This window comes from Streptococcus sp. 22.1, assembly GCF_016648645.1.
Lineage (GTDB): Bacteria > Bacillota > Bacilli > Lactobacillales > Streptococcaceae > Streptococcus.
On the sequence record NZ_JACLQK010000002.1, the window covers coordinates 1 to 22807 of the forward strand.

20 protein-coding genes and 3 pseudogenes are annotated in these 22807 nt (G+C 39.3%); 3 read left to right on the forward strand and 20 right to left on the reverse strand.

The genetic code is table 11. The features are described 5' to 3' along the window. Positions 1-136 precede the first annotated feature (136 nt). The 12 genes from H7U04_RS00840 to H7U04_RS00895 form a co-directional block, all read right to left on the reverse strand. On the reverse strand, positions 137-937 hold the full coding sequence (locus H7U04_RS00840) for an alpha/beta fold hydrolase (RefSeq protein ID WP_155123835.1): 801 nt from the start codon (positions 935-937) through the stop codon (positions 137-139). Positions 938-973: 36 nt separating this feature from the next. Then, the gene (locus H7U04_RS00845; RefSeq protein ID WP_195914466.1) at positions 974-1336 is read right to left on the reverse strand and encodes a hypothetical protein; all 363 of its coding nucleotides are present in this window, start codon (positions 1334-1336) and stop codon (positions 974-976) included. Positions 1337-1557: 221 nt separating this feature from the next. Beyond that, complete coding sequence (gene ald / locus H7U04_RS00850) at positions 1558-2670, reverse strand: alanine dehydrogenase (protein ID WP_155123833.1); 1113 nt, start codon at positions 2668-2670, stop codon at positions 1558-1560. Between the two features lie 461 nt (positions 2671-3131). Beyond that, positions 3132-4277, reverse strand: coding sequence for an amidohydrolase (locus H7U04_RS00855; RefSeq protein WP_201059228.1), 1146 nt, complete (start codon positions 4275-4277; stop codon positions 3132-3134). Between the two features lie 248 nt (positions 4278-4525). Continuing rightward, the gene (locus H7U04_RS00860) at positions 4526-5245 is read right to left on the reverse strand and encodes a 16S rRNA pseudouridine(516) synthase (RefSeq protein ID WP_201059229.1); all 720 of its coding nucleotides are present in this window, start codon (positions 5243-5245) and stop codon (positions 4526-4528) included. A 79-nt stretch (positions 5246-5324) separates the two neighbouring features. Then, positions 5325-6008 (reverse strand): VIT family protein, encoded by a 684-nt coding sequence (locus H7U04_RS00865; protein ID WP_107372711.1) that lies wholly within the window; start codon positions 6006-6008, stop codon positions 5325-5327. A gap of 91 nt (positions 6009-6099) precedes the next feature. Beyond that, positions 6100-6870, reverse strand: coding sequence for a nucleoside phosphorylase (locus H7U04_RS00870; RefSeq protein ID WP_107372710.1), 771 nt, complete (start codon positions 6868-6870; stop codon positions 6100-6102). Positions 6871-6948: 78 nt separating this feature from the next. After that, positions 6949-7443 (reverse strand): DUF6773 family protein, encoded by a 495-nt coding sequence (locus tag H7U04_RS00875; RefSeq protein WP_107372708.1) that lies wholly within the window; start codon positions 7441-7443, stop codon positions 6949-6951. A gap of 13 nt (positions 7444-7456) precedes the next feature. Beyond that, entirely contained in the window at positions 7457-7654 is a 198-nt protein-coding gene (locus H7U04_RS00880; RefSeq protein WP_004182985.1) for a helix-turn-helix transcriptional regulator, read from the reverse strand. A gap of 178 nt (positions 7655-7832) precedes the next feature. Then, the gene (locus H7U04_RS00885) at positions 7833-8816 is read right to left on the reverse strand and encodes a rhodanese-related sulfurtransferase (RefSeq protein ID WP_107372706.1); all 984 of its coding nucleotides are present in this window, start codon (positions 8814-8816) and stop codon (positions 7833-7835) included. 169 nt (positions 8817-8985) lie between these two features. Further along, complete coding sequence (locus tag H7U04_RS00890) at positions 8986-9333, reverse strand: DUF2200 domain-containing protein (protein ID WP_073689830.1); 348 nt, start codon at positions 9331-9333, stop codon at positions 8986-8988. Between the two features lie 8 nt (positions 9334-9341). Next, on the reverse strand, positions 9342-10043 hold the full coding sequence (locus H7U04_RS00895) for a glucosamine-6-phosphate deaminase (protein WP_156685451.1): 702 nt from the start codon (positions 10041-10043) through the stop codon (positions 9342-9344). Between the two features lie 151 nt (positions 10044-10194). Here H7U04_RS00895 and queA point away from each other — a divergent pair, with 151 nt between their 5' ends. Beyond that, complete coding sequence (queA, locus tag H7U04_RS00900; RefSeq protein WP_080610326.1) at positions 10195-11238, forward strand: tRNA preQ1(34) S-adenosylmethionine ribosyltransferase-isomerase QueA; 1044 nt, start codon at positions 10195-10197, stop codon at positions 11236-11238. Positions 11239-11334: 96 nt separating this feature from the next. On the opposite strand, the gene H7U04_RS00905 is transcribed toward queA, so the two are convergent. From H7U04_RS00905 to H7U04_RS11350, 7 genes and pseudogenes are all read right to left on the reverse strand, one after another. After that, a complete protein-coding gene (locus tag H7U04_RS00905; RefSeq protein ID WP_201059230.1) occupies positions 11335-13122 on the reverse strand; it encodes an ABC transporter ATP-binding protein in 1788 nt (595 codons plus the stop codon). A gap of 12 nt (positions 13123-13134) precedes the next feature. Beyond that, positions 13135-14871: an ABC transporter ATP-binding protein gene (locus H7U04_RS00910; RefSeq protein WP_110981153.1), complete on the reverse strand. Its 1737-nt coding sequence runs from the start codon at positions 14869-14871 to the stop codon at positions 13135-13137. Between the two features lie 197 nt (positions 14872-15068). After that, positions 15069-15224: pseudogene (locus tag H7U04_RS11345) on the reverse strand (LysR family transcriptional regulator); the annotation flags it as partial. Between the two features lie 9 nt (positions 15225-15233). Beyond that, positions 15234-16787 (reverse strand): BCCT family transporter, encoded by a 1554-nt coding sequence (locus H7U04_RS00920; protein WP_064524851.1) that lies wholly within the window; start codon positions 16785-16787, stop codon positions 15234-15236. 227 nt (positions 16788-17014) lie between these two features. Beyond that, positions 17015-17608: a type IV toxin-antitoxin system AbiEi family antitoxin domain-containing protein gene (locus H7U04_RS00925; RefSeq protein WP_110981154.1), complete on the reverse strand. Its 594-nt coding sequence runs from the start codon at positions 17606-17608 to the stop codon at positions 17015-17017. A 57-nt stretch (positions 17609-17665) separates the two neighbouring features. Then, a pseudogene (locus tag H7U04_RS00930) lies at positions 17666-17881 on the reverse strand (CHAP domain-containing protein); the annotation flags it as partial. 366 nt (positions 17882-18247) lie between these two features. Next, positions 18248-18505 (reverse strand): annotated as a pseudogene (locus H7U04_RS11350) (type II toxin-antitoxin system Phd/YefM family antitoxin). Positions 18506-19451: 946 nt separating this feature from the next. Here H7U04_RS11350 and H7U04_RS00940 point away from each other — a divergent pair. Further along, positions 19452-20195, forward strand: coding sequence for a response regulator transcription factor (locus H7U04_RS00940; protein ID WP_201059232.1), 744 nt, complete (start codon positions 19452-19454; stop codon positions 20193-20195). A gap of 9 nt (positions 20196-20204) precedes the next feature. Further along, positions 20205-21512: a sensor histidine kinase gene (locus H7U04_RS00945; RefSeq protein ID WP_201059234.1), complete on the forward strand. Its 1308-nt coding sequence runs from the start codon at positions 20205-20207 to the stop codon at positions 21510-21512. Positions 21513-21747: 235 nt separating this feature from the next. Here the strand turns inward: H7U04_RS00945 and H7U04_RS00950 are convergent, their stop codons facing one another. Continuing rightward, the gene (locus H7U04_RS00950) at positions 21748-22314 is read right to left on the reverse strand and encodes a transcriptional regulator (RefSeq protein ID WP_110981158.1); all 567 of its coding nucleotides are present in this window, start codon (positions 22312-22314) and stop codon (positions 21748-21750) included. Positions 22315-22807: the final 493 nt, after the last annotated feature.

Sequence of the window (22807 nt, forward strand, 5' to 3'; positions counted from 1 at the left end):
ATCTTCATAAGTCAATTTCATAATAAAAACACCCCAAAAGTTAGATTTTTTCTGTCTAACTTTTGGGGTGCAGTTCACAAGCTCCACTGTAACCCCTTTCTCATTCTATTTTAATAGATTTCCATAAGTCCACTACCTAAGTGTTTTCTCGCAGAAATTCTAATATCATTTTATTAAATTGCTTACTTTCAATAAAGGCTGCGTGCCCCAGTTTGCTAAATTCATAATAGGAAGCATTTGGAATGCCATTTGCCAGCTCCCTGGCGCCATCCACACCCAGAACTAAATCGTTTTTGGCTCCCAGAACAAGGGTCGGACAAGTGATTTTATCAAGCGAACTATAGCAATCAAAGGCTAGAATTGACTTGGCTAAACAGACAAAGCGATGGCGTTTTTCCTTGCTTACAGACTTCAAAAATAATCTGTTAATCACATATAATTTCTTTAAAACAGGTGACGAAAATGATTTACTCATGGAATCCATATTGAGCTTATCCATATCACCATTTTCTGCCATCTCTATCCACCCTCCTATGGTTTCTCTACTGATGGCATTATTGCGAGAGAGTGTCAGAGCTAATACTAGTTTCTTCACCTCTTGAGGATATTTGATAGCAAATAGCTGAGCAATCATGCCTCCCTGTGATATGCCTATGATAGAGGCATTAGCAATATGTAATTCTTGCAAGGACTGATAGAGGTCATCCGCCATATCCTCAATAGAAACGCCTTCTTCGATGTGGTCCCTTCTATCAAAAATATAGACCTTGTACTCCTTAGCGTATTGATAAAATAGTGAGTAAATAGTCAGGTTGGACATATCACCTAATCGTTGCAAACTTAATCCCGTAATGATAATAAGAGTTTTGTCTCCCTTACCAAAAGTGACATAATCTACACCTGGGTCCGACAAATGATTTCTTTGAATGGTAAACATTATCTACACACTTTCTATTGTAAGATTTAAGTAGTATCATGCGTCTGGGGCATTATTTGATGCCATGATGATAATACTTACCAAGACAACAAAGGTAACTTGCCAAAGAGTGAAGGCCATGAAATCCCCACCTTTAAAAATAAGTAGGTCACAAACTAAAATAGCCAATAGCACAGCATTTTTTCTAAAAAGTTGGTCACAATTTTTCCAAAAAGTTTCAAAAGAAATATTAGCTCCTATCTTACGAACAAGCCTCACATGATAAATAATCTCAACTAGAGATGCTACAGTTACTGTGGTTAGCAGTTTGGTCAAAGAGACATCCATACGAAAACCAAAATAAAAGACGACAAGCTGCGAGAAAACAATTGCTGTGATCACACGAATATGGTTGGCCACGATAAAACCTCCTAATGGCAAGCATTATAGATACTCATTACTCCCCTTAATATTTCTACTCATTATAGCATAAAATAAGACCAAAATTAGAAAAAATCCATCCTTTGCAACTACTCACCCCTCAACTAGCAAAAAAATGATTCACTTCTTGTCTCAGACCACAAAAAAAGAGCCAACCAAATCATGGTGCGACTCCTCTTTGTTTATGCTAAATAATCTATTTATGCCAATTCATCAATTGATGTATACTCTCTGTCTAAGCCCTTTGCAACCGGTTTGCTAGTAATATGACCTTGGTAGGTTGTAACCCCTTGACGAAGACCTTCGTCGTCGTTAATGGCTTTTCTGAATCCTTTTCCTGCAAGGGCTTCAATATAAGGCAATGTGACATTGGTAAGGGCAATGGTTGATGTACGTGCCACAGCTCCTGGGATATTGGCAACAGCATAGTGAAGGACACCATGTGTTTCATAAACAGGCTCATCGTGAGTAGTCACACGATCCGCAGTTTCAACAACCCCACCTTGGTCAACGGCAACGTCAACAATAACAGAACCTGGACGCATTTGTTTAACCATATCGTCTGTAACGAGTTTCGGCGCTTTTGCCCCTGGGATAAGAACTGCACCGATAACCACGTCAGCATCTCGGACACTCGCTTCAATATTGAGTGGATTTGACATAAGTGTTTGAATTTGGCTACCAAAGACCTCTTCAAGGACAGACAAACGTTTGGCACTGATATCAAGGATAGTCACTTGAGCCCCAAGTCCAAGGGCAATGCGGGCTGCATGTGTCCCTACGACACCACCCCCGATAATAGTTACTTTACCTTTAGGAACTCCAGGCACACCACCTAGGAGAACACCAGAGCCACCTTCTTGTTTGGTCAAGAAATGTGCACCGATTTGAACGGCCATACGTCCTGCTACTTCACTCATTGGAACCAAAAGTGGTAGGTGACCTTCTTGGCTACGTACTGTTTCATAGGCCACACCTGTTGTCTTAGCATTGACCATAGCATCTGCCAATTCTGGCGCTGCTGCCATGTGCAAGTAAGTAAAAAGTAAAAGGTCCTCACGAAGGAAGCCATATTCTTCAGCAAGTGGCTCCTTAACTTTAACAACAAGTTCTGCTGCCCATGCTTCTGCAGCAGTTGCAACGATTTTAGCACCTTGATTGGCATAATCTGCATCCGCAAAACCAGAGCCAAGGCCTGCATTTGTTTCGATTAACACGACATGTCCCTTAGCTACAAGACTTTGCACACCAGCAGGCGTTAGAGCCACACGGTTCTCGTTATTTTTGATTTCTTTTGGAATACCAATTAACATACGTTTCTCCTTATTCGGAAGTTATAAGGTCAACCATCAAAAAGATGACTTGACCACTTCCTATCTATTTTTGAAATGATAACGCTTTCATTTTATCTAAAAAACTCAAAAATAGCAAGTGAAAAATCTTCCCTCCCTTTCTAAGTCCTGAAATCTTGCTTCTAAAATACGACAAAAGAACCCAACCAATCGGCTGGGTTCTTAAGTGTAAACTAAATGATCAAAAGAATATTTTTCCTTAGGCACGTCCTCCTTTTCAATATCAAAAGTAGTACCAATTTAAAGTCCTTAAGCTTTATTTAAAACTCTTAACAAAATAATCAAAGAGTCCTTGGTCTTTTAAGAACTTATGTCCCAAGAGAAACTCAGCATGCCACTGAACACCTATAAATGGGGCGTCAGTGAAGCTCTCAACTCCCTAACAAGTTTTTCATTACTGGTAATACCGATTAAGGGAATGGTCATTTGCCTTTCTTCTTAAAATAGTCAAGTAGGAAAAGGGCGTTTTCCACATAGTAATTAACAGCTACTGGCAAGGCCTCATCTTTCACAAGGAAATCATCATGATGCCAGTCTGGTGCATTTTCTTCACCATTAGAGCCGATAAAGGCAAAGACTCCTGGTATTTCCTTTTGATAGGCCGCAAAGTCTTCGCCCCCTGTTGATGGCAAAGTTTCAATCACTTCTGCAAAGGCCTTAGAATTTTCAAAGATGAGTGGTGTGAGTGTCTGGTCATTGTAGGTCACGTAAGGTGAATTACCCCAAGTAATGTCAACTTGAGCACCAAACTGGTCAGCTGTCGCCTGAACAACTTTTTCAAAGCGAGCAATGACATCTTCACGAACCTTAGGCTCAAAGGTACGAATCGTTCCTTCGAAAAATCCCGATGCCGGAAGGACATTCCAGGTATTTCCAACTTCGATATGAGTGACTGACAATACAGCCGATTCAAAGGGCGATACCGTACGAGCAACAATCTGTTGTAAATTGTTGATGATGGTCGTAGTGACCAAGACCGTATCCACACCCAAATCAGGACGGGCAGCATGGGACGAAACACCTTTAACATCAACCCTAAACTGCTCCACACCTGCCATGATAGCTCCCGAACGAAGACCAATCTGACCAGGTTTCAAGTGAGGATTATTGTGATAACCGATGATAGCTGACACACCGTCAAGACCACCCGCTTCAATGACCTGATAGGCCCCTTGGAAATTTTCCTCGGCTGGTTGAAAAATCAAGCGAACAGTCCCCTTAAGCTCTGCTTCTCTCTCTTTTAAAAGCTGAGCAGCTCCAAGTAGAGAGGTCTGGTGAAAGTCATGACCACAGGCATGCATGGCCCCATTGTTGCTGGCATAAGGAAGTCCTGTCTTTTCCTTAATTGGTAGGGCATCAATATCAGCACGCAAAGCAATAATCGGATGACCTGACCCAATCTCAGCGACGAGTCCCGTCTTCAAGGGATAATTTAAAGGCTCAATACCTAGATTTTTCAAATAACCTTTCAAAAAGACTGTCGTCTCGTGCTCCTCCTCAGAAACCTCTGGATGTTGGTGAATCTGATGACGTGTCTTTGCTAAATGATTATAAAATGCTTCTGTCATAATGAACCTCCCTCTCTGATTAGACTTGGTCATTGCTCCTGACTTACTTCAGTTCTCAATCGAATTGATACCATCATACCACCAGAAACAAGGCTTGAGAAATTAAAAAAACTTATGGAATGCCATAAGTTTCACTTATACCCCTAGAAAAGACCGTCGTTATGGGCCTTACAGTATTAAGGGTCATGATAGAGGGAACCTATCATGAGATTGAAAGTTCCTATCGCACTTTAAACCACATAGGGCTACTAGCCAAGATAAGTACGTAAGATTGCTTTTTCCGCTTCCGTTAACGCCCGGTAGGAACCTACTACCATCCCTTCATTAAGCTTAAACTCTCCAAAAGAAATACGCTTAAGATAGGTTACCTTGACGCCATAAGCCAAAAACATCTTTTTCACTTGATGAAACTTGCCTTCCGAAATCGTAATTCTAGCACAGCTCTTGTCACTCGCAGAACTTAAAACTTCCAGCTGAGCTGATTGACAAACAGTACCATCCTCAAAGACAACACCGGATTCAAAAAATGCAGGTGCATCAGGCCCAAGAACATCATTGACCTCAACATAATAAGTCTTAGCCACATGATAACGTGGGTGAAGCATGGCAAAGCCCAGAGGCCCATTGTTAGTAATCAGCACCAAACCCTCCGTATCTCTATCCAATCGACCCACAGGATAGAGACCGTCTCTCTTATCTTCAGGCTTTATCAAATCAATGACTGTCTGGTGTTCCTTGTCCTTTCGAGCTGACACTACACCTGCTGGCTTATTCATGAGATAGTAAACTTCTGGCGTATGCTCCAGTTCCTTACCAGAAACCGTGATAGTTTGAAGACTAGCATCCACATTAAGATTATCTCGATCCGCCAAGATACCATCCACATACACCTGACGACTACGAATGAGCTTCTTAACCTGATTGCGGGAACCATAGCCTGCCTGTCCTAATAATTTATCTAAACGCATAACCCTATTGTACCACGGATAAGCTTGGTCTAGCAGACTAAAAAAGCCTACCTAAAAGGTAGACTTATACTACTAACAATTACACATTCACATGGAAGATATGCCCAACCAAGAAGGTCACAAGCATGGTCAAGAGTCCTACTGTCAAATTACGCAACATAGCTTGTTTAATAGGTGCTTTTCCGAGCTTGGCACTAATATAGCCAGTCAAGAGCAAAGTCAGTGCAACCACGACCACTGTTACAGGAATACGGTAAGGCTCTGGGAAAAGCATGATAGCTAGTGCTGGTGGCAAGGAACCAACCGAAAAAGCAAAGAAACTAGATACGGCAGCATGCCATGGATTGGTAATTTCATCCAAGTCCACTCCATATTTTTCCTCAACCAAGACCTTAATAGGATTTTTACTGAAGGCTTGATTGACCTTGACTTCGGCTGCTGTTTCGCAATCCCCCTGACTGAGGAAGGTTCGGTACAAACTCTCTCTAGCTGCTTCAGGTGAGCGATCCAGGAGAGCTTGTTCCTTAGCGATGGCAGCTTCTTCGGTATCTTTTTGCGTTGAGACACTGACATATTCGCCACCTGCCATCGAAAAGGCACCGGCAAAAATGGCTGACAAGGCAGAAATCAAAATAAACCAGATGTTTGATGTCGCACTAGCCACACCGATAACCACTCCCGCAATGGAAATGATTCCATCATTGGCACCTAAAACACCAGCTCTCAAAATATTTAAACGCTCTGCAAAATTCTTATCTTCCAATTTATTCACTCCTTATTTAGAATCATTCTAAAAAATATTATAGCAGTTATTTAGAATAATTACAAATAAGAAGGTTGAAAAGTAGGATTTTTTAAGGTTTACTCCAGTCACACGCAAACTCCAAAGCTAATAAAGCTACCTTGTCCTTTTCATCCAAATCTGCATGATTCATCAAGTTACGGGCATCCCAATTACCTTCAGAAAGGTGGTCTGCAGCATAGAAGAAATGACAGATTTCAACACCTCTAAACTTTGCTAAAGCTGCAACTGCAGAACACTCCATATCCACACAAATGGCTCCTGCTGCCTTTCGAGCTTTGAGTTTACCATTCGTCTCACGGTAAATGCCATCAGTTGTCCAAACTTTGCCTTCCTTATGAGAAATCTGACGTTCATTGAGATAGGAACGAAAACGGTCTAAAACACCCACATTTACCGCAATCTCATCGCTGGCTTCCACATAGTGAAAACTCGTCCCTTCATCTCTAAGGGCATGACTAGGAATAATAATAGAAGTCTCTTTAATATCTTCATCAAGAACACCACAAGTCCCAAAGAGTACAAGTTTATCAGCTCCCAAGGCAAAAATATCCTCTAAAATAGCCACACAGGCAGAGGCGCCTACAGGTGCATTAAAAAGAGCCAACTCCTGCTCAGCAATAACAAGCTTATAAATCGGAATAGCCACATTCGCCATGGACGTCTCATAGATAAGTTCATGGGGAAACATCTCAAGCATTCGTTGAAAGGTCGAACGAGAAAAACAGGACACAGCTATTTTAGGAAACCCCTCAAGAGGCTCATTCAAGTCCTCGGGATTGATAATCGCTTGTCTATTCGCATCAAATTCAGTTAGTAGCATACGTGACCTCCTTAATTTTAGGACCCATTATAACATAAAAAAATCAGACCAAACAGAACAGTCTGATTCTATCACTATTTATTCTTCATTCTCCAAATCGTCCAGCTGTTTTTCGAGACGTCTTCTCTCATATCTTCCCAATGCAACGATAGACCAATTCATAAAGAAAACAACGGGAGCATATATGATATAAGTAATTGGCCAAACCATGAGATATCTAGGATCCAAGGGATTATTATGATAGACATCATGGTTGTACCGATAGTTAGCTGACATTATCATAAGGGTGATAAGCCCAGTCACTAGTAAACAACCTAGGACTGTCATACCAGAACCCCCAAAAGTGTTAACACTAAGTCGTTCAGATCTATAAATAGACCAAATCCATGCTATCAACATTGGAAAGGCCAAGTAATTAGAGGTGATGGCACCCCTATTAAAGAAGGAGCTATAGACCAAGCATACAAGCGTCCCTGCAATCATTATGTAATAACATTCAGCAGCAACCTTATTATTTAGAGCTTTCTCGCGTTCATCTGTAACCTTATTATTAACCAGTTTGAATTTCATCATCTTTACTTCCTTCCTAATTCTCCCAAAACAGTTGATCCAAGGTCCTGTCCAGTGTCTTGCAAATGGCAATGCATAAGGCTAGGCTGGGATTGTACTTTCCAGCTTCAATCAAACCTATGGTTTGTCTTGTTGCACCTACAGCTTCTGCCAAGTCACCCTGGGTCATATCATGCTCTGCTCGAGCTGCTTTTAAACGTAAATTCTTTGCCACATGCCCCCTCCTTTACATCATATCTGATATTATCGTCGAAATTGATTAGGTTCACCAGCTATTTTCATCTTAATTATACACTATATATTTCTAATTGCAATATATATATGTCATTATTTTAGAAATAAATTGCAAAATAAAAAGCCGAGATTGCTCTCAGCTTCTTCTCTATTTAAACTTAGGCTGGTGTTACATCCAAACTCTCACCAATAGCCGCAAGGCGTTCGACAACTTCTTCTTGGCTCAAACCATTTTCAGAGACATAACGGTTTCGTGGGTGAACACGACATTCGTGTGAGCAGCCACGGAGGTATTTGTCTTCATTTTCCTCTGAAGCAAGGATACGACGGTTACAGAATGGGTTACCACAGTTAACATAGCGTTCGCATGGCGTGCCATCGAACCAATCTTTACCGACAACGACAGGGTCTACATGGTTGATATCCACAGCAATACGCTCGTCAAAAACATACATCTTACCATCCCAAAGCTCCCCTTGAACCTCTTGGTCTTTTCCGTAAGTTGCGATACCACCGTGCAATTGACCAACATCTTTGTAGCCTTCACGGACCATCCAACCTGAGAATTTCTCACAGCGGACACCACCAGTACAGTACACAACCACGCGCTTATCCATGAACTCTTCTTTATGGTCGCGGACCCATTGTGGCAATTCACGGAAGTTGCGAATGTCTGGACGAATGGCTCCACGGAAGTGACCAAGGTCATACTCATAGTCGTTACGTGTATCGAGGACAACAGTGTCCTCATCTAAAAGAGCATCTTTAAACTCTTTTGGTGACAAGTAAGCACCTGTAGTTTCAAGTGGATTAATGTCGCTGTCAAAGTTGTCATCCTCTAAACCAAGGTGGACGATTTCCTTCTTGTAACGAACAAACATCTTCTTGAAGGCTTGCTCTTCTTCCTCATCAATCTTGAACCAGAGATCCTCCATCCCTGGAAGGCTGTGAACGTAGTCCATGTATTTTTGAGTGGTTTCATAGTCACCAGAAACCGTTCCATTGATTCCCTCGTCAGCGACCAAGATACGTCCTTTCAAACCGATTGACTTACAGAAAGCCAAGTGATCAGCCGCAAATTGCTCAGCATTTTCGATGGGAAGGTATTTATAATAAAGCAATACTCGAATAGGTTTTGCCATTGTATGTCCTCTTTCTTTATGAAATATCTATATCTGTTGTTTGATAGTCAAAGTCAACTTAACTATTATAGCGCTATCAAAGAGGACTAGGCAATTGATTTGTTTGGAGGAGAATTGTCACAAAAGAAAAAGGCTGAGTACCAGATGCCTCAACCTGAGTTTAAATAACTTAACTTCTTATTACCTTTTCCATAGGTCTCCCCTTAGCCAGCTCATCTACTAGCTTATCCAGATAGCGAATATCTTGCATAAGAGGTTCTTTAATTTCAGTCAACTTAACCCCACAGATGGATCCCGTAATCAGATGACGCTTAGGATTGAGGGCAGGAGCTTGACGAAAGAAATCTCCGTAACTAACTTCAGATGATAGAGCCTCCTCAATAGCCGTTGACGAATAGTCGGTCAACCACGTAGTTACCTGATCCACCTCTGCTCGACTCCTGTCTTTCCGCTCTGCCTTGGCCACTAGCATAGGATAGACCTTTGAAAAGCACATGTCGTAAATTTTGTAACTCATGTTTTCTCCTACAATTTCGCAGCAGCAGCCTCATCTAAGATAAGAGTCACATCTGGATGATGTTGCAAGACACTGGCCGGTACTTCCTCTGTTACTGGACCCTTGACCATCTTGAAAATGGCATCTGCCTTCTTGTCACCATAGGCAAACAAAATAATCTTCTTGGCAGCCATAATGGAAGCAATCCCCATTGAAATAGCCTTTGTAGGAACTTGGTCACGACTGGCAAAGAAACGGCTATTGGCTTCAATGGTGCTGTCCGTCAAGTCGACCACATGAGTTTGACTATCAAAAGGCGTACCTGGCTCATTAAAGCCAATATGTCCATTACTTCCGATTCCTAGGATTTGCAGGTCAATGGCATGTTGTGCCAAGACGTCATCGTAATCCTTGGCCGCCTGTTCTAAATCTTCAGCCATGCCGTCAGGTAAGAAGCTCTCTTTAAATGGCTTAGCATCAAAGAGTTGAGCCTTCATAAAGGCATGGTAGCTCTGCTCATGGTCTGGTGCTAATCCAACGTATTCATCTAAATTGACGCTGTAAAGTTCCGAAAAATCCACGTCACTCTCAACCATCTCTTGGTAAAGGGCGATAGGTGAACTACCTGTCGCCAATCCCAATGTCTGAGCACCCGCTGCAAGGCTCTCTTTAAGAAGATCAAAGGCAACTTGGCCTCCCTCAACTTGATTTTTTACTAAAATCTTTTTCATTCTATTCACCTCGATATTGGTATATACCATTTTTCTTTATTATCTCTTTTTTTAACCTTTTTGTCAAGCGCTTTCACTCAATAAGTTTAATGACGGTCGCCCTATATCGTGCTATAATAAAAAGGCTGAAAATTTTTAAACGAGGAAAGAAATGAATACAAACGATTTTGATTTTGAACTACCAGAGGAACTGATTGCCCAAACCCCATTGGAACAACGTGACGCCTCTAAACTCTTGGTCATTGATCCTGTAACCAAGGAAATGACTGATACCCACTTCGACCACATCATCGACCAGCTTAACCCTAGCGATGCCTTGGTCATGAACAATACGCGCGTGCTTCCTGCCCGCCTCTACGGTGAAAAGCCTGATACCCACGGCCATGTGGAATTTCTCCTTTTGAAAAATACACAAGGCGATCAATGGGAAGTTTTGGCCAAACCGGCCAAACGCCTTAAAGTAGGTGCTAGAGTCAGTTTTGGTGATGGCCGTTTGACTGCCACTGTCACTGAGGAACTAGATCACGGTGGCCGTATCGTAGAATTTAGCTATGACGGTATCTTCCTTGAGGTCTTGGAAAGTTTGGGCGAGATGCCATTGCCACCTTATATCCATGAAAAATTGGAAGACCGTGACCGTTACCAAACAGTCTATGCCAAGGAAAATGGCTCTGCCGCTGCACCAACAGCTGGTCTCCATTTCACTCCTGAATTGCTTCAAAAGATTGAAGCTAAAGGCGTAAAATTGGTCTACCTCACCCTCCACGTTGGACTGGGAACCTTCCGACCTGTTTCTGTCGATAATGTCGACGAACATGAAATGCACTCAGAATTTTACACCCTCAGCCAAGACGCTGCCGATACACTCAATAGTGTCAAAGCCGCTGGAGGACGCATCATTGCAGTTGGAACAACCTCTATCCGAACACTGGAAACAATCGGCAATAAATACGATGGTCAACTCCAAGCCGACTCAGGTTGGACCAATATCTTTATCAAACCAGGCTACCAATTCACAGTCGTAGATGCCTTTTCAACCAACTTCCACCTTCCAAAATCAACCTTGGTGATGTTGGTTTCAGCCTTTGCTGGCCGTGAATTCGTCCTTGATGCCTATAAACACGCCGTCCAAGAACGCTACCGCTTCTTCAGTTTCGGAGATGCCATGTTTGTCACACGACGTGCTGAGAAATAATATTGATTTTGAGACTTGCCTCTATAGGAGAAGTCTCTTTTATTGATCTCCACATTCAGAAAAAATCCACCAGTTATGAACTGATGGATTTTTTGTTTATTTCTCCGCAAACTGGCTATTATACAAGTCGTAATAGAAGCCTTTATCTGCAAGGAGGGATTCATGGTTCCCTTGTTCGATGATTTGACCATCTTTAAGGACCAAAATTTTGTCTGCTTCTTGAATAGTCGACAGACGGTGGGCAATGACAAAACTTGTTCGACCTTGCATAAGGGTCTTCATGGCTTTTTGAATCAAGAGTTCCAGACGGGTATCAACCGATGAGGTTGCCTCGTCCAAAATCAAGATTTTAGGATCAGCCAAAAGCGCACGCGCAATGGTCAAAAGTTGCTTTTGTCCTAGTGAAATGTTACTTGATTCCTGGTTCATTTCCATGTTGTAACCACCAGGTAGTGTACGGATAAAGTGGTCCACATTGGCAGCCTTAGCGGCTTCAACAATCTCCTCGTCAGTCGCCTCAAGATTACCGAAGCGAAGATTTTCCTTGATAGTTCCTTCAAAGAGCCAAGCATCCTGAAGCACCATACCAAACTGTTTACGATAATCCTGACGTGACAGGTTACGGATATCGTGACCATCAACTGAAATAGAACCAGCAGTCACATCATAGAAACGCATGAGGAGATTGATAATGGTTGATTTCCCAGCACCGGTAGGACCGACAATGGCCACCATTTCGCCAGGATTAACCTCAAGATTAAAGTCACGAATCAAAGGTTTATCAGCCACATACTGGAAGTCCACATGCTTAAAGCTAACTTGCCCAGTCAAATCTCCCTCTAGCACTTCAGTAGCATCATTAGCCTCGTCTGGTTCATCCATCAGTTGGAAAATACGGTCCAAAGAAGACTTAGCACTCTGCAATTGTCCAGCCAACTGAGTCAAGTTCTGAATAGGTTGATTAATCTGCCAAACGTACTGAACAAAGGCCTGCATATTACCAATCGTCAAGCGACCAGCCAAAACTTGCAAACCACCTAGAACAGCGACAATGAGATAGGTCAAGTCAGATAAACCATTAAGTACAGGCATCATGAGGCCTGAAATGAAATTGGCCTTAAAACCTACCTTCTGAAGGTCTTCCGTAATCTCTTTAAAGTCGTCTAAAGATCTATCCTCACGGCCAAAAAGTTTAAGCACATTGAAACCAGTCAGATTTTCCTGAACAAAACCATTAAGAGTACCTAGGGCATCAGCCTGCTGCTTAAAGTAAGGTTGAGACTTACTCATGATAAAACGGGCACCAAAGAAAGTAATGGGAATAGTGATAACAACCACAGCTCCCAATTGAAGATTAAGGTAAAGCACTGTTCCAATAACTAAGACTAGAGTAAAGACGGCATTAACAATCTGCAAGAATGACTGCTGCAAGGCATTAGATACTGTCTCAACATCACTAGTAAAGCGGCCCAAGAGGTCCCCAAACTGGTGCTTATCAAAGTATGACACTGAGATACGATTGATTTTATCGGTCATCTCATTTCGCATATCTTGAACCGTTGCTTGCACAGCATTGGTCATGAAATAGTTGGAATAGTAGGCAGCCAACTCATAAATAAGACCACGCAAGAGATAAACAACCAGAACCAAACCAACATAGGATACATTGATATGGGCGCCTTCTACCCCCTTAATGATATCCAGCGTATTTTTGGTCAGCTCTGTAATAGCTAAACCAATGACTACGGGTTCAATGACACTCATGATGACACTAACAATTTTCAAGAAAATGGCTAGGTAAAGTGGGAAACGATAAGCCTGCAAGTATGACCAAAGACGGCCAAAACTTGAGGAATGATTTGTTTTCTTTTTATTATTCTTCATTTTGACCTCCTTCTAGTCTTCCGTAAGACTCTTTTGATTCAATTGTGAATTAGCAATTTCACGGTAAATGTCATTGCTTTCCATAAGCTCTTCATGACGGCCACGACCAACGATTTCACCTTCATCCAAAACAATGATTTGATCAGCATTCATGATAGTTCCCACACGTTGGGCTACAATCAGGACTGTTGCATCTTGAGTCACTTCTTTTAGACGACGGCGCAAGGTCGCATCAGTCTTGTAGTCCAAGGCAGAGAAGGAATCATCAAAGATATAAAGATCAGGACGTTTAACCACCGCACGTGCAATTGACAAACGCTGCTTCTGTCCACCAGAAAGGTTGCTACCACCCTCAGCCAAGTGAGAATCATAGCGTTCTTCCTTACTTTCGATAAATTCCTTGGCTTGAGCCACATCAGTAGCTTGATTCAATTCTTCATGACTGGCATTTTCCTTACCATAACGGATATTTTCACCGATAGTCCCTGTAAAGAGTAGGGCTTTTTGTGGAATAAAGCCAATCTTACGACGAAGAGCCTTAAGATTGTAGTCACGGACATCTACACCATCAACAAGAATGCGTCCAAGTGTTACATCATAAAAGCGTGGAATTAACTGTACAAGTGATGATTTTCCTGAACCCGTAGACCCAATAAAGGCAATGGTTTCACCAGGTTTTGCCTTGAAAGAAATATTGTGTAAGACAGGACTTTCAGTTTCACCAGGATAGGCAAAGGTCACATTGTCAAATTCCAAATATCCCTTAGTCTCGGTTTCTGTCACGCCATCTTCATTTGGATTGATAGAAATCGGCATGTCCATAATTTCCTGCAGACGTTCACTAGATACCGCTGTACGAGGATACATGGTAAAGAGATTGGCTAGGAAAAGGAAGGACAATAGTGCATGGAAGCTGTACTCAATAAAGGCAACCAAGTCACCGATAGCCAAACTTCCAGAGCCTAATGGCTCAAGGGCAAACCAAACAATTGCCACAATCATGGCTATGATGATTTGCACAAAAAGTGGCTCGGTCAAACCAGTCAATTTGAAAAGCTTGTTTGAATTATCCGCATAGACAGCATTTTCAGAAGCGAACTTCTTCTCTTGAAAATCTTCTCTAGCGAAAGCACGTATGACACGAAGTCCAGTCAGATTTTCACGAGCATACTGGTTAATCTTGTCGAGAGTTGCCTGTTGCTTTTCAGAAAGCGGACGCGTTTTTACCGCCACATACCAGACAACTACGGCTAGGAAAGGTAAGGAGATTGCCACAATCCAAGCCAAAGATGGACTTGTCGTCAAAATCAAAAAGACACTGGAAACCATCATCAAAGGAGTGATAACCCCTAGCTTAAGAACCTGATCCGCAAACTGCATAAGCACAAAAGCATCTGATGTAATACGAGTCACCAAAGAGGATACCCCAATCTGCTCATACTCGTGGTGGGAATACTCCTGAAGCTTAGCATAAATGTCATTACGCATAACTTGCACCATAGTAGTGGTCAACTTACCAACCGCATAGGACAGAAGTATACGACCAACAATCCCAGTCAAAACTACACCAAACATGACCCAAGCATAAGCGTAAAGCTTATCAACATCACCACGGTTTATTCCCTCATCAATCATTCTGGCAAGAACCGTCGGCAAACCCAAGTTAGCAATAACAAATAAAATGGCTGCCGTAAAATTCATTGCTAGCCACTTAGGATAACGTCTGAGATAAGACCAAATATAAGCCATAAATTTCTCCTTTTCTTTTTAGCATTTACCATGCCTTTAGGATTTTTATAGTTATTTACAACCACTAAAGCCATAAAAGACACAGAAAAAGGGCGTGACAAGCACGCACATCACCTACATTCTAACAAATGAAAATATTAAAAGCAATAGAAAAAACCAGAGCTGATGCCCTGGTTTTCTTTATTAAGCGACTTGATATGTTCACGGATAAAAAGAGGTTCACCAAGTTCCTGCTCCAAATCTTTTAACTGACGACTGAGTGTCGGCTAAGTAATCATCAGCTTCTCAGCTGCCTTGGAGATACTCCCCTCCTCAGCAATAGTAATAAAATAACGAAGCACTCTTAACTCCATGCCATCCTCCTAATTTTCCTCATAAGATTTAAACGGTTGATTCTTCTCAGGATATCGGTCTGGTGTAATGGCGAGTCCCATTTGCTCTTTTTCGTGATATAACTCTTTCATAAGCGACCACATCATCAACACTAGTACTATAGAAAATGGAAAAGCGACAATAATGAGCGTGTTTTGTAAAGCTGTCAATCCACCAGAAAACATGAGTGCAATAGCAATCAAGGCCAGCATGACACCCCAAATCACCTTTTTACGATTACTTGGATTTAGATTGCCATCTTCAGACAACATGGCCAAAACATAGGTGGCAGAATCCGCCGAGGTCACAAAGAAGGTTAAAACTAAAATAATTGCCAGGAGTGAAAGGACACTTCCCAGAGGATATTCATTAAAAGAGGCAAAAAGAATTTCTTCTGTGGCAAAACGTATCAAATTAACCCCCGAATCTTGTAGTGAAGTAGATAAGGTACCAAAAGCAGAAAACCAGATAAAACTAAGGACTGTTGGTGCCAAAAGCACTACTGTCAAAAATTCGCGAATAGTCCGACCTTTTGAGATACGGGCAATAAAGACGCCCACAAAAGGTGACCAGGAAATCCACCATGCCCAGTAAAAAATGGTCCATTGGTTAATCCAAGCCCGCTTGGTCTCATCAAAAGCCGCCGCCCGAAAACTCATACGGAAGAAGTTTTGAAAATAAAGGCCGATAGAGTCTGTCATGGTGTCAAATATCTTAACCGTTGGCCCCAAAACTATGACTCCAGCAAGCAAGACAATAGCTAAAATCAAGTTTGTATTAGATAGGATTTTAACACCCTTTCCTAAACCTGATAAGGCAGAAATAAGAAAAAGAATTGTCGCAATGATGATAATGATGACTTGCACAAGACTATTATTAGGAATACCAAAGACATAGGAGAGACCACCATTGATTTGTGAGGCACCAAAGCCGAGCGTTGTCGCTACCCCAATCACTGTCGCAATAATGGTGATGGTATCGATAATGGTTGCTATTGGTCCGTCCGCATATTTTCCAAAAAGAGGCTTAAAGACGACTGAGAGCTGATATTTCTCCCGTTTACGAAAGCCAAAATAAGCCAAAGACAATCCCACCAGGGCATAGACCGCCCAAGCATGAAATCCCCAGTGAAAAAAAGTAAAACGAAAAGCATCTGCGAGAGCATCCGCACTGCCTATTTCTGCATTGGGCGTCGAGATAGCAAAGTGACTCAAAGGCTCTGCTGCCCCATAAAATACCAGACCAATCCCCATTCCAGCAGAAAACATCATAGCAATCCATGACGTCGTCGAATGCTCTGGCCGACTCGTGGGATTACCCAAGCGAATCTGCCCTATCGGACTTACAATTAAAAAGACACAAAAAATTAAAATCCCCGTAACCAATAACAAGTAAAACCAGCCAACACTAGTTGTTAAGAGATTTTTTAAGTAAAAACTAATATTTTGAAACTGCTGGGGAACAAAGAGCCCTAACAAGACTAAAATAAATATGATGACGAGTGAAAGCTGAAAAACTTTTGTTATTTTAGAATACTTCACCATTTTACCTCCTTATGTGTTCTTAGTTATAGAAAGTTTTTGAGAAAACTTAAAATTCTATATGGTTTCATTGTAACACAATTGTTTAATTTATACATATAACAACCGAATACATCCAACATATTCGCACCGTATTCTTCAAATATTTGACTAATCTTTTGAGAAAGAGATCCCTTTTTCTTTTGCAATATTCTTGATTTTAGCTTTGAAACTATTAGCATTTGAAAATTTCACGACAAGACCTCCACATATGATTGTAGTTTTTCGGTTACTTTAAATAGTTGTGCATAGTGATACAACTTGGCATAATCAACAGCTCCTTTTTTAAAGTAAGCTTGAAAAGCTGGAGCAATAACTTGAATATCGACATGATAAGCTGTTCTCAAACACTCCACTAATGTTCGTTCCATATCATATACTGAGATAAACTGTCCAGCCTGTCGCTCCAGTCTAATAATACCGATTTCATGATACTTTCTAGCAACAATTGGCTTGACACCAGCTTCTTTCATTGGCCTCGTATTTGTCCCGAAAGGAAAAGTCATCACAGGCTCAAATGGAATGGTAAGGAACAGACCATGTAACCAAAGTGCTGTTTCTAAGGAATAAATTCCTTTTGGAAAACGGTACTGTAAACTAAAATAGTCATCGATATAGGTATCTGGCAGATGATAGCTACCTCTTTCAATTGATTCCACTTTCCCTTTTGAGACTAATTGATTCAGTTGTTGATAAGAAAAGTTAAGCTCTTCCATATCACGAAAATTTATTACTCCATGATTATTTTTAATATAATTATAAACGGGTTTCTCTAACAAATCCATATCACCACCTCCAAAACAATATGCTAACAAATCAAGTCATTGTTAGCATATCCTTTTTTATTTCGTCGTATACGCAAAACTCAAGTTACTATCCACTCCAGATAATTTACGGAAAGTATAGTTTGGATTGCCATTGTAATTGGTTTCGGAGATAAGGAATGAGCCATTTGGGTAGAGTTTTTCGACGAAAGCCACAAGTCCGTATTCTGCTGGTGTGCCATGTCCTCCTCCCGCAAAGGAAATAATATCTCCTGCTTGTGGACTTGTCGCCAAAATCAAAAAGACACTGGAAAGCATCATCAATCATTCTGGCAAGAACCGTCGGCAAACCCAAGTTAGCAATAACAAATAAAATGGCCGCCGTAAAATTCATTGCTAGCCACTTAGGATAACGTCTGAGATAAGACCAAATATAAGCCATAAATTTCTCCTTTTCTTTTTAGCATTTACCATGCCTTTAAGATTTTTATAGTTATTTACAACCACTAAAGCCGTAAAAGACACAGAAAAAGGGCGTGACAAGCACGCACATTACCTACATTCTAACAAATGAAAATATTAAAAGTAATAGAAAAAACCAGAGCTTATGCCCTAGTTTTCTATCTATTTTGCTATCACTAAATTATCTGTTTTATCGCTTCATTTAGCTAATTCCTTGAAGGCATCTAAATGACGAGACAAAACAGAGTTAGCCACATCGTCGACTGTGACCTGCTCTGCAACTTCTGTCTCACCTTATTCATTTTTAATTAAGGTGTCATATTCTACCAATACATACTTGGGCTTATTATTTTTTAGAATCACTGCAGTCCCCTTGCTGTCGACCATACGAGCAACTTTAGAAAAATTTTGGTTAGCTTCAGAAATGGGAACTAAATTTTCAAGATTAATCTGCATCATAATCCCCTCCCTAGATTTATCATAGCATTTTTTAGAGAAAACCAGTAAATAGGATATATTTGTCCTAGAAAGCGATTCTAAGACAATTAAAGTACATCCTTGTTTCAAAAGTTTGCAGATTTGAACTTCGTTTTGTTATAACATACATAAATAAACATTTGTTACGATAAAACATCGAAAAAACTATTTAATAGGTGATAAAAAATAACCTCCAATACATATTACATGTACATGGAGGTTAGTGCACCTTTTCGATATTAAAAAAATAATCTAGATAATCACTGATTTCATTAGAGGTATTCGCTAATGACTTTTTGATATCAATGACACCTAATAGTTCGAGATGTTCATTAAATATTTTGTTATAATCAATATTCGCTGTCAATAAAATAATTTGTGCATAAACGTTACTCCTCCTAATTTTTTTGACTTTTTTCCATAATTACAATTCTTTGTAAATGTGATAAAATAAAGAGTGTTAGTTGCTGTAGTAATCCTTATAGAATTAAAATGATTGTTAACTTTAACTTTTAACTTATATTTTTTAATATACTTTTTAACAGTTATCAACAACCAAAAGTGCCTCACAATATTGAACATACTTCACCTCCAATTCCTATTTTTATTATAGCTTGGTTATACCATTTAATTTGTCATATATCATAAACGGTTCATTTTTTGTCATTTACAGTAAAAGTATACCGATATAATAGTTTCTAGAACTGTTACGATATACCGGTTTTATGACTACTATCATTACTTAAAAGTTTACATACTTATATGTGTACTGCATGTTAGGTAAAATTATCTGTATTTGTAAAGAAACATGGATTTTTATTTAGACGTCCTAAAAAAACAAAACAAATATATTTTCATACTGGAAAAAGACTTCAATGTCTTTTACTACAGTACTAAATTTTTTATCGAATGGAGAGTACACTAATTGTTAAATATTTTTATTTTAGAAGACGAATTTTTACAACAAACACGAATAGAGACCGTTATTAAGGATGTTATTGCAAAAAAATCTCTAAAATGTAAAGGACCTGAGATTTTTGGAAAACCTAGCCAGCTACTTGATGCGATTACCGAAAGAGGTTCTCATCAACTTTTCTTTTTAGATATTGAAATTAAAGGAGAAGAAAAAAAGGGGCTAGACATTGCAAAAGAAATTCGGAAAAAAGACCCTAATGCAACAATTGTTTTTGTAACAACACATTCAGAATTTATGCCAGTCACTTTTAAATATAGAGTTGCTGCACTAGATTTTATTGATAAAGCTTTGGATGATGAAGAGTTTTATGAACGTGTTCTTTTAGCAATTGAATATACCATGGATAAAATGGGTGCCACTATTGCCCAAGATTCATTTACTTTTGAAACAGCTACGGCTCAAGTTCAAGTTCCTTTTAACAATATCTTATTTTTCGAAACGTCTCCAACAATACATAAAGTTATTTTGCATACTAAAGAAGAACGCATGGAGTTCTACGCCAGTATTTCAGAAGTTGAACGAGCTGATGACCGCCTATTTCGATGCCATCGTTCATTTATCGTTAATCCTGAAAATATCGTTAGGATTAATAAAGAAGATAAAATGGTAATGTTTGAAAATAATAATGAATGTCCCATTTCGCGTACGAAATATAAGGGCCTCCTAGAAAAAGTTAAATCTCTGAAAAGCTAAGGTGTTTCTATGGATATAGTTATAAATTTATTGCTGTTCTATTCTAAGATGTTAGTAGCATTGTTACTGTTTCAACAGGTTAGTAACCAACCAATCAAACCTTTGTGGTGTATTATTGGTCCATTTTTGTATGTTCTACTCCTCATCATATGTCCTCCTGTTGGGTACTTTACTTTCTTTTTTATCTTTATTGCTTATAACATATATCAAAATAAGTATGGTAGTAAAACACTTGATATTTTTTATGGCTTGTACCCCGTTATCGTTGAAAGCTTGCTAGGTAGAATGTTAGCATTCTACGTTTTCCCTCTACTAGGAGTCTCTGTCTTCAATGAAGTCAAACTAAGTTGGTATGATATCTTAATTGAATTACTGGTTTTCCCTCTTCATTTACTCATAGTAAAATCTCTTAGGTTAGATTTTAACGAAATAAAAGAAGGTTTCAAGCGTTACTATTTCAAGTATTTATTGTTACTGATCAACATCTCTATGTTTGTATATATGCTCTTAGTTTCTATACTTGTTATTTATAGAGACAAATTAGCTGATGCAGATAATTGGAGAGGACATATTAATAACTTTTATATTGTTCTGTTTTTTGTAATGCTACTCTATCTCAATGCAATTTCAAAAGAAAAACTAGAGAAGGAAATAATTGATCAAAAAGATACTCAATTAAATGAACTATCTATTTACAGCCATCATGTTGAATCACTTTATGAGGAAATTAGAAGTTTCCGTCATGACTACATTAATATTTTGACCAGTCTAAAATTAGGAATTGATAATCAAGATATTGAAGCTATTAAAACTGTATACAATGGTGTACTTAGAGATAGTGCAAACCAATTCTATGATAGTAAGTTTGATATTGCTAAACTTAGTAATATTAAGAATGATGCTATCAAAAGTATTCTTTCCGCTAAATTACTTGAGGCACAAAATAGGGGAATTTCAATTTCTGTTGAGATTGACGAACCTGTTAGTAATTTTAGGATAGAATTACTAGATTTCATAACTGTTCTTTCTGTCCTTTGTGATAATGCCATTGAAGCCACCATTAAAGCCACAAGTCCTAGAATGACTGTTGTTTTCATAAATAATGATGATTCATTGGTACTTATCGTTGAAAATAGTATAAAATCAGAAAAAGTGGATGTTAGTCATATTTTTGCTAGGGGATACTCTAGTAAAGGGGAAGGAAGAGGTCTTGGGTTACATAATGTAAATAGCGTATTGGAAAAATACCCTAAATCTACGATTACCACTCGTAGTGCAAATCATCTCTTTTCTCAAACTATCAGATTTTGTAAGTAAGTCTCAACTTTTAACTTTAACCTCTTTAATCGACTTAGGTTTTGCCGTTAAATAGTCTGTTAGTATTTTTTGCTACATAGCTTAATAATTTTTGGGACCACTAGCTGTGCTAGTGGTTTTCGTAGGACCCAAAAAGACAGTAACTTCAGAATAGTTACTGTCTTTTTTATTTCATGTTTATCTTAAAGCCTTGATAGACTTGAAAAGTGGTTTATAAAGACTTCTTAATACTTTATCAATGCCCTACATCTGAATATGAAATATAATAACGTTGCCCATCTTTGACAAAACTATACCAGTTTCCATCAGGTAAAATTTCATATTTATCCCAATCAACATCACCTGCAGGCATTTTAGAAACAACCCCACTGTCTTTATCTGGTGCAGCATATACAGGGGTTTCCTCATCAAGTGTCAATGTTCCAGAAGTAGCTGTCCAAGCACCTCGACCACCTTCAACTCCCCCAACTTGAGAAGCTGGTGTTGTTGCTTCAGCCACTTGCCCAGCATCTGTAGTGCCTGCTTGAGCTTGTTCTTGAGAGGAAGCTTTAGGCGCTACTGCTGAAGCCTGATTGTCATTTTCTTCATTTGAAACTGCTGAAGTTGATGATTGGGCTGATTTCTTATCCTTCTTAACAGCTTTACTTGAGCTTGAAGATGATTTCTTGACCGTCTTGACTGGGCTACTACTTGTGCTAACACGTGCTGACTCATGACTATTAAACTTAGTCACTAAAAAGACAGCGAGGATAACTACAATAAGAGCTGATAGGATACCAATGAGTTTAGTTGTTGTTTTCATGATTGACGTTCCTTTTCTTATGATTTACAAGATTAGTATAATATAAAGACAACTAAAGTTTCATTGAAGTCATAAACAGTAGTTTTTTTGTCATAAAAGGACAACATTTTCTATTTTTAGCGTCTGTTTTAAATGATGGTCTTTATAATATTATTCGTCATGATACAGAATTAAATGAAAAACTTGCACAACACGAACGAGATTACTTAGAGGGTGAAAGACGTGATCCACCTCCTACACAACTATTTGGATATGATGCTAAAACTGATAATGAATCAGATTTTCATTGTGAAGAATTGACTATTGAAAATGAAAATTTATAAAAAGGTTAGTTCTCGTATTTTTTTCTACGACTAATATCAAACATAATATATTTAGAAAAATTGAAAATAAGGAGATAATAAATGATGAATCATGTCAATTCCCAAATAAAAAATAGGAGAAGAAATACAGTTATTGCAAGAGGAAAAATCATAAATATAGAACATAATTA